Below are 12,746 nucleotides of genomic sequence, written 5' to 3' on the forward strand. Positions count from 1 at the left end.
TAACTAAAGCCAAATGCCTATATTCAAAAACAATAGCCAATTCAATCACCATAACTCAAACCCGCTATCCGTTTAATACACTCCCTATGGCATTGGTAGTAATATTTCCGGCCGTCTTTTACATATTTAAGGATCCCTAATTATGGAATTTAAAGACTATCTAACAATATTTACGATTTATGATGGCTCCGATATTTATCTAAGCGCTGGAGCACCTCCTTGCGCTAAATTTCATGGTCATTTAAAGCCTATTGAAAACAAAACCATGACTCCTGATGAAATCAAAGAAATCGCTTATAGCCTAATGAATCAAGAGCAAATTGCTGAATTTGAGCGCAAGCTAGAAATGAATCTCGCTATTTCTAAACCAGGTATTGGGCGCTTTCGAGTGAATATCTTTAAACAACGTAGCACCATCTCAATGGTGATCCGAAATATTAAAACTGAAATTCCAGATATTGATCATCTTGGTTTACCCTCAATATTAAAAGAAATTGCGTTGGCTAAAAATGGGCTTATCCTATTTATAGGGGCTACTGGATCTGGTAAATCAACCTCCCTTGCGGCCTTTATTGATTACCGTAATCGTAATAGTGCCGGCCACATCATCACCATTGAAGATCCCATTGAGTATTTATATACCCATAAAAAATCCATCGTCAGCCAACGTGAAGTGGGGGTGGATACCAATAACTATGAAGATGCCCTTAAAAATGCCCTTCGCCAAGCCCCAGATGTTATTCTTATCGGAGAAATCCGCGATCGGAACACGATGGAACATGCGCTTACTTTTTCCGAAACAGGCCACTTATGCCTATCTACCTTACATGCTAATAATGCTAATCAAGCTCTTGACCGAATTATTAATTTTTTTCCTGAAGATCGTCGATCACAAATTTTATTGGATTTATCACTAAACTTACGTGCTTTTATTTCTCAACGCCTTATTCCTACTGTTGATGGTAAACGTATTGCAGCCATTGAAATCCTACTCGATACCCCGCTAGTTCGCGATCTTATCCAACGAGGTGAAATTTATGCCATTAAAGAAATCATGGAAAAGTCAGAAAATTTAGGGATGCAAACCTTTGATAACGCTTTATATAGGCTATATAAGGCAGGGCATATCCGCATTGAAGAGGCGCTACATTATGCCGACTCTCCCAATAATTTGCGGCTTAAAATTAACTTATCCAATAAAACGTTAGATCAGATTAATGAGGCCACTAAAAAAGAACTTTCTCTAGATAAAATCGCTGAAAAGAGCATAAAAACATCAAAATCAGATGATCTAACTCTCAATCTTGTAAAAGAGGGAAAATGAGTATCTTAAGTATCAGTTTGAGCCTATTTTTATGCTATTCTATAGTCTCTTGGGTTGATTAATATTAATTTTACACTAAGAGGCTAACCCCATAGCATATATGCAGAGAACTCAGGTTATCTATTCTATATTTATGGCTATAATTCCGCTTTATTAAGGAGCATACAGCCACTTACGAGGAATATAAAAATGCATGGCTGGCTACCTTTAATGCTTGCTATTTCGCTAGAAGTTACTGGAACCATCTGTATGAAATTGTCTATGGGTTTCTCGCGTCTAGTACCTTCAATATTTACCTTTATCTTTTACGGCCTTGCTTTCATCGCCTTAACCTTTAGTCTTAAAAAGGTAGATCTTAGTATTGCCTACGCCGTATGGTCAGGTATTGGAACAACCCTGATCGCTATTATTGGATTTATCTACTTCAATGAGCAAATGACATCCTTAAAGATTACCAGTATTGTACTTATTATCTTAGGAGTAATAGGGCTTAATCTAAGCAGCCTAAAGCATTAAACAATGAAGACGCTAATTAAATCACTCACGTGATTACTTTAGGCTTTTCTATCAAAATTTAATATTTTTACTGCTAGAGGAATACCATGACAGCGCTCAAAAAAAGACTCCTCACCTACCTATTTGGCCTTATATTTTGTATTAGTCCCATTAGTTTTCCTAATCTAGCTAATGCAGCTGGTTCTTCTATGCAAGACTATGACCAAACACTTGGCGTAGTACCTGATGCGCAAAAGGAAGAGCAAAATTTTTTTGCAATGATCGGAGATTTTTTAATTGCGCGCCCACTGTTAATAGGGGCAACTGCGGTAGGCACGGCTATGTTCGTTGCAAGCTTACCCTTTACCGCCTTAGGTGGAAATGTAAAAGAAGCTGAAAATGCGTTGGTTGCCAAGCCCTCTCAAGCCACATTTACACGCTGCTTGGGTTGTCGCATGAACGCTCCAAAATCTAAAAAACCTCCCAGAAAAAAACAAAAACCTGTAACAGCAAAGGAAAACACTAAAACAAAGCTATCATCAAACGACTAGTTACAACCCATTAAGATTTTTAATTTATTGATTTAATATTTAGTTAAATTATCTGTTTACAGGCCAATCTACTATGTGATCCTCCAGATCTTCAGCCTGAGATTCCATCATAGCGCGACCTCGTACCGAAATACCAGCTAAGTGCACCGTTTCAGCATTACCAGAAATTAATGGATGCCAATTAAATAGCGCTTTACCCTCGTTTATCAAACGATAGGCGCAAGTAGTAGGTAGCCATTTCAATGCCTCTTTTAACTCCTTTCGTAGCTTCAGACAATCTACTACCTTATAGGTGCGATTGTGATAATTCGAGCAGCGACAGCTATGTAAATCTAAAAGTCGACAAGCCACATTTGTATAGAAAATTTCTCCAGTATCTTCATCCTCTAGCTTATGCAAGCAACATTTACCGCAACCATCGCATAAAGCTTCCCACTCCTCTGTAGACATTTCTGCTAAATTCTTATATTTCCAAAAATCAGGATCAATCATTATTTTAAGATCAACCTAATCAGATAAGAGGAGCACAGCTTACAGATTCCTAGCTTCTACTAAACAATAACATAGCCAAACTCTATAGCCTTTATAGTAAAGACTATTAACTTAGAATCAGGATTTCTCATCCTTTTGTCCTTTCTCCTTCCATACTGTTGTTCCTAATATTGCTCCAAATGCTACATGAATCATCCCACCAGATGTTAGCGTTATTGGAGACCATTGTGTTAATGGCATCTTTAATTTTAACTGTACCAATATCCACGCAGTGGGAAAAATTATAAAATCAAAAACGCAGATTGTTAAATAGATTACTGCCGTTATAATTTTCCAATGCATTATTAAATTTATTTTTTGTTCTTCTAATTTTTGTTCTTCCGCTTTTTCTAAATCAGCCATCCCTATCTCCTAAAATTTAGTTTGCTTCTTAATTAAAGGCTAAACCTATTTAGTTCAAGATGTCTTTACTATCCCTGCGTATATCCCAATCCTGAAAAATAGAGCTAAGATTAATTATTAGGCCCTTAAAGTTAGAAAGCCTTATTAATATTATTTCCCATATGATCTAATTTAGAAGATAAAAAGGGCAAAACCTATCTAACTACTACCTGAGCTTTACCTCAAATTCTAACGTTTTATCTTTATCCTGATCCGCCTTACGGCTTGCTTTGACAAGAACCTGATCACCCGGTTTTTTATCCCACATAATTTTCTGAACATCAGACATTTTAGAGACGAAGTGGCCGTTTAAGGCAAGGATCTTGTCTTTTTCTTTCATACCGGCGACCTTAGCCGGACTATCTTCGGAAAAATCACTGATCTCAAGTGATCCGGTTGATATATCTAGTATCACCCCTAAAAAACCTGCCTTTGGTAGTTCTTTTTCTTTTGAAAGTAATAAATAATCGGCAATCTCTGGATTAATAGCCCTATCCCAGTCATTTAATATAATAACTGTGCTTATTTTACTAAGGCGGCGCTTAAATCGATCCGGGATACCCGCTCCATAAGCTAGATGGCCGTTACCTGCTAAAACAACCATATGAGTATTGGGATGGCTTTTAAGATAGCGAGCCGCGCTTTCAGCCATAGCTTCATCCCACACAAGCTGAGCCTCATAAAAAGTCTTAAATTTTCCAAAATACTGAGGATGATCTTTAAATACTTTTTTGAGGCGATCCTCATATCTCTTATTGGAGTAGTCAATATCAGCAGGAATTTGCGCTCTTTCTTTTTTAGAAAGTCCTTTTAACCCCTCTCGACCTACCTTTTCAATAATTTCAGTCGGCACATTAAGTGCAACTATTGGAATATGATTATTCCGGGCAAATTCTAAAATCGGAGCATACAAACGAAAATCATAACGCCAGCGATCATAGTATTCTGTTTTATCTAATAACCCATCCGTACTTAAGTTACCAGCAATATAGCGATCCAAATACTGCTGAAAAGGTTGTTGAAAAAATTCAACCCCAATCGCTAAGTTAGCATATCTGGCATAAAGACCCTGAATAATTGCAAGCTGATTTAAATGATGATCAAAACGGGGATGCTGCTCACCCACAAAAACGGCTTGATAATAAGATAATTCAGGAATAAGTTTTGCTATCTCAGGTAATTTTTTCAAATTTATGGCCTTAACGGATGAGTTAATTTCAAACCTACCCGGATCTTGACCCTCAACCCTTACCCCCTCAGCGGCCTGGACAACAGCGTGAAAAAAAACAGTAACCGTTAACAGCAAAAAAACGGGAATAGCCATTTTAGTTTGCATTTCTGGAGATCCAAAAATTAAGATGTTTTTATAAATAAAATTAACAGTATAGAAATATTTTCCATCATAGCTTTATTATAGCCTACTTACTCTTGTATTTATCTTTACAATCTTGCCACGATGGCAATAGTCAATATTTTAAGTAATCTACCCCAATCTCTATGGAAGCAGGCACCACAGTCAATTTACAGGTTATCTAAAAATCGAAAAACTACCTAGAAAAATCCCTATAAACTATTCTAAGGGAATATCAGCTACAATACTAAAAGAGATTATCAATCTACGGAAAGCGATAATATATAGAACGCTGAACTCTAATCCCAAGGCAGGTCTAATTAATGTCTAAAGTCTAGCGAGAATTAAATAGGTTTCTCTTATGGCTAATCAAGATTATTTACATCGTTTCTTGTTTGAAAATTCTAAGATTCGTGGAGAATGGGTGCAGCTTAATACAAGCTGGCAAACTGTCCTTGCCCGTCATAGCTATCCTGATGTCGTACAATCCCAGCTTGGACAAGCCTTAGCGGCTGCTGTTCTACTCTCGGCTACCATCAAATTTAAAGGATCTCTGATTTTTCAGATACAGAGCGAAGGCCCCCTAAAAACGCTAGTAGCCCAAGCCACTCACCAAAGAACTGTACGAGGATTAGCCCGCTGGCAAGGAGAAATTCCTCACGGGTCTTTGCCAGAGATTTATGGCTCTGGCCGTTTAATTTTAACTATCCAAACAGAAGGGAAACCTCCTTATCAAGGAATAGTTTCCTTAGAAGGAATCAATCTAGCTGAGGCTTTGCAAACTTATTTTTCTCATTCAGAGCAGCTCAAAACTCGGCTTTGGCTCACTGCCGACAAGCAACAAGCTGTGGGGCTATTTCTCCAAGAACTACCTTCTCAACAGATGGATGATACTGATTGGGAGCGTATTACCCTGCTGGCTAATACAGTTACGATGCAGGAGATGTTATCATTATCCAGCACTGGGTTACTTTATCGGTTATTCAATGAAGAACACGTCCGTTTATTTGCACCAGAGTCTATCTCTTTTCAGTGCAATTGTTCTCAAGAACGAATTGAGAATACCTTGCTTGCTTTAGGGGCAACCGAGATAAGAGCTATCCTAAAAGAACAAGGCTCAGTCGAAGTAGATTGCGAGTTTTGCAATCGCCACTACAGCTTTGACCCAGTAGATATAGAACAGCTATTAAGTAGTCAAGTAAAGGTTTCCCCATCTCCTACACGGCACTAAGCATGGCGATTACCCAACATATTAAATCAGCTCACTACTTACTAAAACCCAATTTATCACTGATAACTTTTGATCTTGATGAAACTGTTTGGCCCAGCGAGCAAGTCTTAAAAAAAGCCGAGCAGGCTCAATTTAATTGGCTCCAGCTACAAGCAGAACGCCTAGCAGCAGCCCATGATATTGAAAGCTTACGTGCCCATAGACGGCTTACCAAAAAACAATATACTGAAATTGCTCATGATATGACGGCTGTACGCAAAACTTCCCTAAGCTTATTATTGCAGGAGTTTAATTATCCAGTAAGCTTAGCGCATGAGGCTGTGACTGTTTTTCTTCAGGCTCGAAACCAAGTAACGCCTTACCCTGATGTCGTACCCGTACTTAAAAAACTCGCTAAGATCTACCCGCTTACTTCTATCACAAACGGCAATGCTGATGTTCAGTACACTCCATTAAATACCTATTTTCATTTTTCCCTAACCCCTGCCATAGTAGGCACAGCAAAACCCTCACCAGATATATTCCATAGAGCGCTAGATCAAGCTGGCGTTGAGCCCCATCAAGCGATCCATATAGGCGATCATCCAGAATGTGATGTTATGGCCGCTCAACAAGTAGGCATGCAGACTATCTGGATTAATCGATCAGGAATCCATTGGCCAGCGGATTTACCTCCTCCTGATGCCACTATTCAGGATTTCTACGGGCTTGAACACTTTCTTTCACGACAGACACAGAAACTAAAGACTAATTTATAATTTCCCATCTATTCGTAAGTAAAGAGCTTAACTTTATGCATAATACCTCTGATCATCTCCCTAAAGCTAAAGGGTTAACCCATCCTACCTTTGATTGGCTACGCAGCCAACGCATTGACTCACTTAATCTTACCGTAGAAGAATACTGTCATCGTAAAACAGGCGCTAAACACTTTCATCTAGCTGCAGATAACCCAGAGAATGGGTTTTTAGTCGCTTTCCGCACTGTACCCATGGACTCCACAGGCGTAGCTCATATCCTAGAGCACACTGTCCTGTGCGGAAGCCAAAGATATCCAGTACGAGATCCTTTCTTTATGATGCTTCGGCGCTCTTTAAATACTTTTATGAACGCCTTTACCAGCTCCGATTGGACGGCTTATCCTTTTGCGAGTAAAAATAAGAAAGACTTTAATAACCTACTAAAAGTTTATTTAGATGCGGTATTTTTTGCCCGCTTAGATCCCCTAGACTTTGCTCAAGAAGGCCATCGGGTAGAATTTGAAACTCCGAATGATCCCCAAACTGACCTTGTCTTTAAAGGGGTAGTCTTCAATGAAATGAAAGGGGCGATGAGTTCACCCATCTCTACTCTCTGGCAGTCTCTTTCAAGCTATTTATTCCCAACGACCACCTACCATTACAATAGCGGCGGAGATCCAAAGCATATCCCCGATCTGAGCTATGAACAGCTTAAGTCCTTCTATAGCACCCATTATCATCCTTCCAACGCGGTTTTCATGACTTTTGGCGATATCCCAGCACAAGAACATCATGAGCAATTTGAATCTTATGCCTTATCTTCGTTTGAGAAACGTAATATAAATCTCAGGGTTGCTGATGAAAAACGATATCCTACACCACTCCAAGTAGAAGAGAGTTATGCCCTTGAGGCCGAAGATAGCGCCCATAAGACTCATATTATACTGGGTTGGTTACTTGGCCAGAGTACTGATCTAGATCAACAGCTTAAAGCTCACTTACTGTCTGGTGTTTTACTTGATAACAGTGGCTCTCCACTTCGCTATGCCCTAGAAACCTGTGGGTTAGGGGCTGCCCCCTCCCCACTATGTGGATTAGAAGATAATAATCGGGAAATGAGCTTCATCTGCGGCCTTGAAGGATCTCAGCCAGAGCAGGCTGAAGCCCTTGAGCAACGGATATTAGAGGTGCTGCAAGAGGTCGCTAAGAAAGGGGTTCCTCAGGAGCAAATAGAAGCCGTATTACACCAACTAGAGCTACATCAAAGAGAGATTAGCGGCGGTAATATGCCCTATGGCCTTCAGCTCATGCTTCAAGGATTATCAAGCGCTATCCATCACGGGGATCCGGTCGCTTTACTCAATCTTGATCCTACCCTAGATAAATTACGCCAAGAAATAAAAGATCCCAATTTTATTCAACAGCTGGTAAAGGAAAATCTCCTCAATAACTCACATCGAGTACGTTTAGTCCTCCAGCCTGACCCTACCCTCAGCGCTCACCGCATCCAAGAAGAAAAAAGCTGCTTATCCGAGATGAAATCAGCTATGAGTGAGGCACAAAAAGCAGCTATAGTAAAATTAGCTGCCGATCTTGCGACCCGCCAGCAACAGCAAGATGACCCTGATATCCTGCCAAAAGTGGGAATTGAGGATATTCCGGCTACGCTCCCTATTCCTAAGGGCAAGCAAGATCTTATCGGCAAGCTACCTGCCGCGTTCTTTAATCAAGGCACCAATGGTTTGATATATCAGCAAATTATTATTGATCTGCCGCAGTTAGAGGACGAGCTACTGAATGTGTTACCCCACTATACTGCCTGCCTCACAGAACTCGGTGTTGGCAAGAAAGATTATCGCCAAACCCAAACTTGGCAAAGCACCATTAGCGGTGGAATCAACGCTAGCACGACCTTACGCGGGCGAATAGAGAATGTACAACAGGTTAATGGCCATTTTGTTCTTTCTGGTAAAGCCCTGAGCCGTAATCACAATCATCTGACTGAATTACTGCAAACAACACTCCATGAAATCCGGTTTGACGAACTTGATCACCTTCGAGAAATCATAGCCCAGTGTCGATCCGAATGGGAGGATCACATCACCGGTAGCGGCCATAACCTTGCCATGTCAGCCGCAGTCAGCGGCATGAGCCCAACCGCAGCCTTGACCCACCGGTTAAGCGGGCTTGCTGGGATTGTGTTTTTGCAGCAATTAGATGAAAGCTTAGCCCATAAAGCTAAGCTGGAAGAACTTACCCACAAATTTCACCTGATCCATGAACGTATTCTAGCCGCGCCACGCCAATTATTGATTATTAGCGAGCAAAAAGATCAAGTAGAAATTCAAAGCGCTTTAAATAAGCGTTGGGGCCATAATTTAAAAGCCACCAGTAAATTTACTTCACTCCAACTACCCCAAATACGCACTTCAGTACGCCAATCCTGGACAACCAATACTCAGGTGAATTTCTGTGCTAAAGCCTACCCTACAGTACCTATTAGCCACCCAGATGCAGCAGCTTTAACCGTACTTGGGGGATTTCTTCGTAATAATTATTTACATCGAGCTATCCGTGAGCAAGGAGGCGCTTATGGCGGCGGTGCGGGGCAAGACTCAGAAAGCGCCGCCTTCCGTTTTTTCTCCTACCGAGATCCCCGTCTTACAGCAACGCTAACGGATTTTAATCAGTCGGTACAGTGGCTACTAGAAAATGATCATCCATGGCGTTTAGTAGAGGAAGCCATTCTTGGCGTTATTAGTAGTATTGATAAACCCAAATCTCCAGCCGGTGAGGCCAAAAGCGCTTTTTACAATAATCTCTATGGCCGTACTCCTGAACAACAACGCCATTTTCGCAGCCAAATATTAGAGGTTCGCCTTAAGGGTTTAAAAACAGTGGCTGAAAGATACCTTACACTAGAAGACAACGCTAGTATCGCCGTACTCACCAACACTGCCCAGCTTACTCAGCTAGCTGATCTTCAACTCAATGCTTATAAAGTTTAAATAAAGCAATCAAATGCGAGCAGGCTTTATTGGTCTAGGAACCATGGGAAAACCCATGGCCTATAATTTGGCTAAAGGGGGCTTCCTCAGCAGTGTTTGGAATAGAACGCAGATAATTGCTAAAACCTTAGCACAAACATTAAACATAACTTATGCCCAAACACCTGCAGAGCTAGCCACAGCGGTAGAAGTCATATGCATATGTGTTACCGGTGATAAAGAGGTTTTAGTTATTACTGAGGCGCTTGCCCCTAATCTTAACCCTCAGAAAATTGTCATTGATTTTTCCACTGTCAGCGCAGAGACTGCACGCCAAGCCGCTGCTATTGTCCGTAGTCAAGGAGGTGACTTTCTAGACTGTCCCGTCTCTGGCGGCCTAGAAGGCGCTCGTAATAGTACCCTAACCATGATGGTAGGCGGTCATCAGGTAACCCTAGAGAAAATCCGACCACTACTCAACACTATGGGCAAATCTATTACCCACATGGGGGAAGTTGGTACCGGCCAAAGCACCAAAGCAGTCAATCAAATCATGGCAGCGGGAATCAACCAAGCAGTAACCGAGGCTTTGGCTTTTGGTGAGGCTCAAGGTTTAGATATGGACAAAGCCATTGAGGCTATTAGCCAAGGTGCAGCTGGAAACTGGTTTTTAGAGAAACGGGGTAAAACCATGGTGCAAGGTACATTTAATCTCGGTTTTAAAATTACCTTACACCATAAAGATCTCTCTATCTGCAAAGCGATGGCAGCTCAGCTTGGTTTTTCCCTCCCCCTTGCCGAGGGGATGCTTACTGACTATCAGCAGCTCATAGATCAGGGATTCGGCGAGGAAGACATCTCTGCTCTATACCGATTAAAACGACCAAACTAAACCACAAAACAACCCAGAGATAACTTTTATTTCTATTATTTCTATACTTATGCTCTTCCTAAGCTGGCTATTCCTGGCTTTCCCTAGCATTGATCTTACTGTCAGCAGCTGGTTCTATAGACCAGTACAAGGGTTTTTTCTAAAAAATGAAGCCTTATTTGTTTTTTTAGATGAGGGCACTTCCATCGTAGCTCATATTTTTGAGCTAACTTTTACGGCGATTTTATTATTAAGCTTTACTCATTCACTACAACGCTATTTGATTCCATTGCGTAAGCCTGTCATTTATCTTTCGCTAGTACTCCTATTAGGCCCAGGATGGCTAGTGAATAGTGTTCTTAAAAATCACTGGGATAGAGCACGACCCTATCAGGTTACTCAATTTGGCGGCAATAAAACCTTCTCTGCTGCCTGGATGCCTAGCGACCAATGTAGTCATAACTGCTCATTTACCTCTGGTCATGCTTCAATGGGTTTTTATTTTTTGAGCTTTGGCTATTTATTCCCGCGACAGTGGCGTTTATGGCTAGGAATCGGACTTGGCTTAGGTGAGCTTATCGGCTTAGCCCGTATTGCTCAAGGAGCGCATTTTCTGAGTGATATTGTATTTTCTTTCTTTATTATCTATTTCACTGCTCAAGGAGTCGCCAAATTGTTGCTAAAAAATAAGGCAATACCATCTAGTTAAAATAATATAAGGTATTCAATCTTAATTCCTCCGTAAACATTAGCTGTTCTTCCTCCAGTAGTATTTGTGTAGAAACCGGCTATTTTTAACTGAAATAAACGTATTTGCTACAAAGAATTATGGCTTAGAACGCGATGGCTAGCCACTAATTCAGCCCGAATACCTTCTCCAAGGTTACGTGTAATACCGGTGTAAATCTACCTTAAAGCTAATATTTTCTCGCACAACAGAGGGATCTCGATAAACACTCAGAGATAAACGTTGAGGTGCCTGCTCAGCAAAGCTTATCGTCTCCTCCCATCAATTTGTTTTTTACGCTACGATCATTATCTGCTCTAGTATGAATGGGGTTACCTGATCTGATCTAGGTAAAATTTAGTAAGTAAGCTGCCCGATCATATTGATCAAAAATCTAAACTTGATCGCCAAAAATTCCCCAAAAATACGCTCCTTGAGTTTGAATACGATCATAGCCACTCTTTAAAAACAAAAAGCCTCTTTCTAATTACCTGTGTGCCATAGCATTGATTTTGCTAGAATCTATCTTCATAAATAAATAGAAATAGGTTTAATTAAATGGATACTTATCTAGTCACTGGAGCCGCTGGGTTTATAGGAAGCCATAGCGTAGATTACCTGCTAGCTACGGGCCATAAGGTTATTGGTATAGACAATTTTTATACTGGGAATATAAAAAATTTAGACCAAGCCTTACGCTCATCAGAATTCCAATTTTTAGAGCTTGATGTCACGGATGAACATGGGCTAGCAGCATTATTTAGCGCGCATAAATTTGCAGGTGTCTTACACCTAGCTGCACTAGTTAGCGTACCGGAGAGTTTCAGTAAGCCCGCGCTTAACTTTAAAACTAACATAGCGGCTACTGATACTGTTGCTCGTTTGTGCATTGATAACCAATGCCCAAGAATTGTATTTGCCTCTTCGGCAGCGGTTTACGGTAACTCTGAGATTCTCCCTAATGTTGAAACAGCAAGGCCCAACCCTCAATCCCCTTATGCTGCTGCTAAACTGTCATCCGAAATTCTGCTTTTAACCTACACAAAAAGCTACCCATTAGAGGCGGTATGTTTCCGTTACTTTAATGTTTACGGGCCACGGCAAGATCCAAACTCCCCTTATTCAGGAGTGCTCTCAATTTTTGCTAAAAATTTTCAAGAAGGATCTCCCGTAACTGTCTATGGTGACGGCGAACAAACTCGTGACTTTATCTATGTCCAAGATGTAGCCCGCGCTAACTGTAACGCACTAACCGCAAAGAGGATTAGCAGTAATTACTATAACCTATGCACAAATCAGGCAATTTCCCTCAATCAGGTACTCACTTTACTTCATCAATATTACCCTAACGTCACTCCAGCCCAATATATAGCCAGCAGAGTAGGCGATATTCGCCACTCTCGTGGTGACGCTAGCCGGCTTCAGGAAACCTTTGGAATCAGCGCCCAAGTGCCATTCGATAAGGGCTTAAAGAAGCTTTTAGCAGCTAAAAGCCCCTAAAATCCTCGCCCCTATAATATATAATAGCAGGATTTA

The 12,746-nt window shown here is 40.9% G+C and carries 12 protein-coding genes; 9 read left to right on the plus strand and 3 right to left on the minus strand.

Features of this window, described 5'->3' with window-relative positions:
• Window positions 1-142 precede the first annotated feature (142 nt).
• From TAO_RS05830 to TAO_RS09760, 3 genes are all read left to right on the plus strand, one after another.
• The gene (locus TAO_RS05830; RefSeq protein WP_096527041.1) at window positions 143-1,324 is read left to right on the plus strand and encodes a PilT/PilU family type 4a pilus ATPase; all 1,182 of its coding nucleotides are present in this window, start codon (window positions 143-145) and stop codon (window positions 1,322-1,324) included.
• A gap of 189 nt (window positions 1,325-1,513) precedes the next feature.
• Window positions 1,514-1,840 carry a DMT family transporter gene (locus TAO_RS05835; protein WP_096527042.1) on the plus strand — a complete coding sequence of 109 codons (327 nt, stop codon included), beginning with the start codon at window positions 1,514-1,516 and terminating at the stop codon, window positions 1,838-1,840.
• 86 nt (window positions 1,841-1,926) lie between these two features.
• Complete coding sequence (locus TAO_RS09760; RefSeq protein WP_197702523.1) at window positions 1,927-2,370, plus strand: hypothetical protein; 444 nt, start codon at window positions 1,927-1,929, stop codon at window positions 2,368-2,370.
• Window positions 2,371-2,418: 48 nt separating this feature from the next.
• Here TAO_RS09760 and TAO_RS05845 read toward each other — a convergent pair whose 3' ends face one another.
• The 3 genes from TAO_RS05845 to TAO_RS05855 form a co-directional block, all read right to left on the minus strand.
• Window positions 2,419-2,862 (minus strand): YcgN family cysteine cluster protein, encoded by a 444-nt coding sequence (locus tag TAO_RS05845; RefSeq protein ID WP_096527043.1) that lies wholly within the window; start codon window positions 2,860-2,862, stop codon window positions 2,419-2,421.
• A 117-nt stretch (window positions 2,863-2,979) separates the two neighbouring features.
• Window positions 2,980-3,264, minus strand: coding sequence for a hypothetical protein (locus TAO_RS05850; RefSeq protein WP_096527044.1), 285 nt, complete (start codon window positions 3,262-3,264; stop codon window positions 2,980-2,982).
• A 205-nt stretch (window positions 3,265-3,469) separates the two neighbouring features.
• The gene (locus TAO_RS05855) at window positions 3,470-4,639 is read right to left on the minus strand and encodes a ChaN family lipoprotein (RefSeq protein ID WP_096527045.1); all 1,170 of its coding nucleotides are present in this window, start codon (window positions 4,637-4,639) and stop codon (window positions 3,470-3,472) included.
• Between the two features lie 376 nt (window positions 4,640-5,015).
• On the opposite strand from TAO_RS05855, the gene hslO reads away from it, so the two are divergent.
• The 6 genes from hslO to TAO_RS05885 all read left to right on the plus strand — a co-directional run bounded on the left by hslO (window position 5,016) and on the right by TAO_RS05885 (window position 12,710).
• A complete protein-coding gene (hslO, locus tag TAO_RS05860; RefSeq protein WP_096527046.1) occupies window positions 5,016-5,885 on the plus strand; it encodes an Hsp33 family molecular chaperone HslO in 870 nt (289 codons plus the stop codon).
• 2 nt (window positions 5,886-5,887) lie between these two features.
• Window positions 5,888-6,643, plus strand: a complete 756-nt coding sequence (locus TAO_RS05865; protein ID WP_096527047.1) for an HAD family hydrolase — start codon at window positions 5,888-5,890, stop codon at window positions 6,641-6,643.
• Window positions 6,644-6,678: 35 nt separating this feature from the next.
• The gene (locus tag TAO_RS05870; protein WP_096527048.1) at window positions 6,679-9,633 is read left to right on the plus strand and encodes an insulinase family protein; all 2,955 of its coding nucleotides are present in this window, start codon (window positions 6,679-6,681) and stop codon (window positions 9,631-9,633) included.
• 13 nt (window positions 9,634-9,646) lie between these two features.
• Window positions 9,647-10,504 (plus strand): NAD(P)-dependent oxidoreductase, encoded by an 858-nt coding sequence (locus TAO_RS05875; RefSeq protein WP_096527049.1) that lies wholly within the window; start codon window positions 9,647-9,649, stop codon window positions 10,502-10,504.
• Between the two features lie 49 nt (window positions 10,505-10,553).
• On the plus strand, window positions 10,554-11,192 hold the full coding sequence (locus TAO_RS05880; RefSeq protein WP_096527050.1) for a phosphatase PAP2 family protein: 639 nt from the start codon (window positions 10,554-10,556) through the stop codon (window positions 11,190-11,192).
• Between the two features lie 576 nt (window positions 11,193-11,768).
• Window positions 11,769-12,710: an NAD-dependent epimerase/dehydratase family protein gene (locus TAO_RS05885; RefSeq protein WP_096527051.1), complete on the plus strand. Its 942-nt coding sequence runs from the start codon at window positions 11,769-11,771 to the stop codon at window positions 12,708-12,710.
• Window positions 12,711-12,746 lie beyond the last annotated feature (36 nt).

It is taken from the genome of Candidatus Nitrosoglobus terrae, from assembly GCF_002356115.1.
Lineage (GTDB): Bacteria > Pseudomonadota > Gammaproteobacteria > Nitrosococcales > Nitrosococcaceae > Nitrosoglobus > Nitrosoglobus terrae.

What these genes read in the sequence shown, in the direction of transcription:
- TAO_RS05830 (WP_096527041.1), top strand. Translation starts at nt 143, where the DNA reads ATGGAATTTAAAGACTATCTAACAATATTTACGATTTATGATGGCTCC.
- TAO_RS05835 (WP_096527042.1), top strand. Translation starts at nt 1,514, where the DNA reads ATGCATGGCTGGCTACCTTTAATGCTTGCTATTTCGCTAGAAGTTACT.
- TAO_RS09760 (WP_197702523.1), top strand. Translation starts at nt 1,927, where the DNA reads ATGACAGCGCTCAAAAAAAGACTCCTCACCTACCTATTTGGCCTTATA.
- TAO_RS05845 (WP_096527043.1), bottom strand. Translation starts at nt 2,862, where the DNA reads ATGATTGATCCTGATTTTTGGAAATATAAGAATTTAGCAGAAATGTCT.
- TAO_RS05850 (WP_096527044.1), bottom strand. Translation starts at nt 3,264, where the DNA reads ATGGCTGATTTAGAAAAAGCGGAAGAACAAAAATTAGAAGAACAAAAA.
- TAO_RS05855 (WP_096527045.1), bottom strand. Translation starts at nt 4,639, where the DNA reads ATGCAAACTAAAATGGCTATTCCCGTTTTTTTGCTGTTAACGGTTACT.
- hslO (WP_096527046.1), top strand. Translation starts at nt 5,016, where the DNA reads ATGGCTAATCAAGATTATTTACATCGTTTCTTGTTTGAAAATTCTAAG.
- TAO_RS05865 (WP_096527047.1), top strand. Translation starts at nt 5,888, where the DNA reads ATGGCGATTACCCAACATATTAAATCAGCTCACTACTTACTAAAACCC.
- TAO_RS05870 (WP_096527048.1), top strand. Translation starts at nt 6,679, where the DNA reads ATGCATAATACCTCTGATCATCTCCCTAAAGCTAAAGGGTTAACCCAT.
- TAO_RS05875 (WP_096527049.1), top strand. Translation starts at nt 9,647, where the DNA reads ATGCGAGCAGGCTTTATTGGTCTAGGAACCATGGGAAAACCCATGGCC.
- TAO_RS05880 (WP_096527050.1), top strand. Translation starts at nt 10,554, where the DNA reads ATGCTCTTCCTAAGCTGGCTATTCCTGGCTTTCCCTAGCATTGATCTT.
- TAO_RS05885 (WP_096527051.1), top strand. Translation starts at nt 11,769, where the DNA reads ATGGATACTTATCTAGTCACTGGAGCCGCTGGGTTTATAGGAAGCCAT.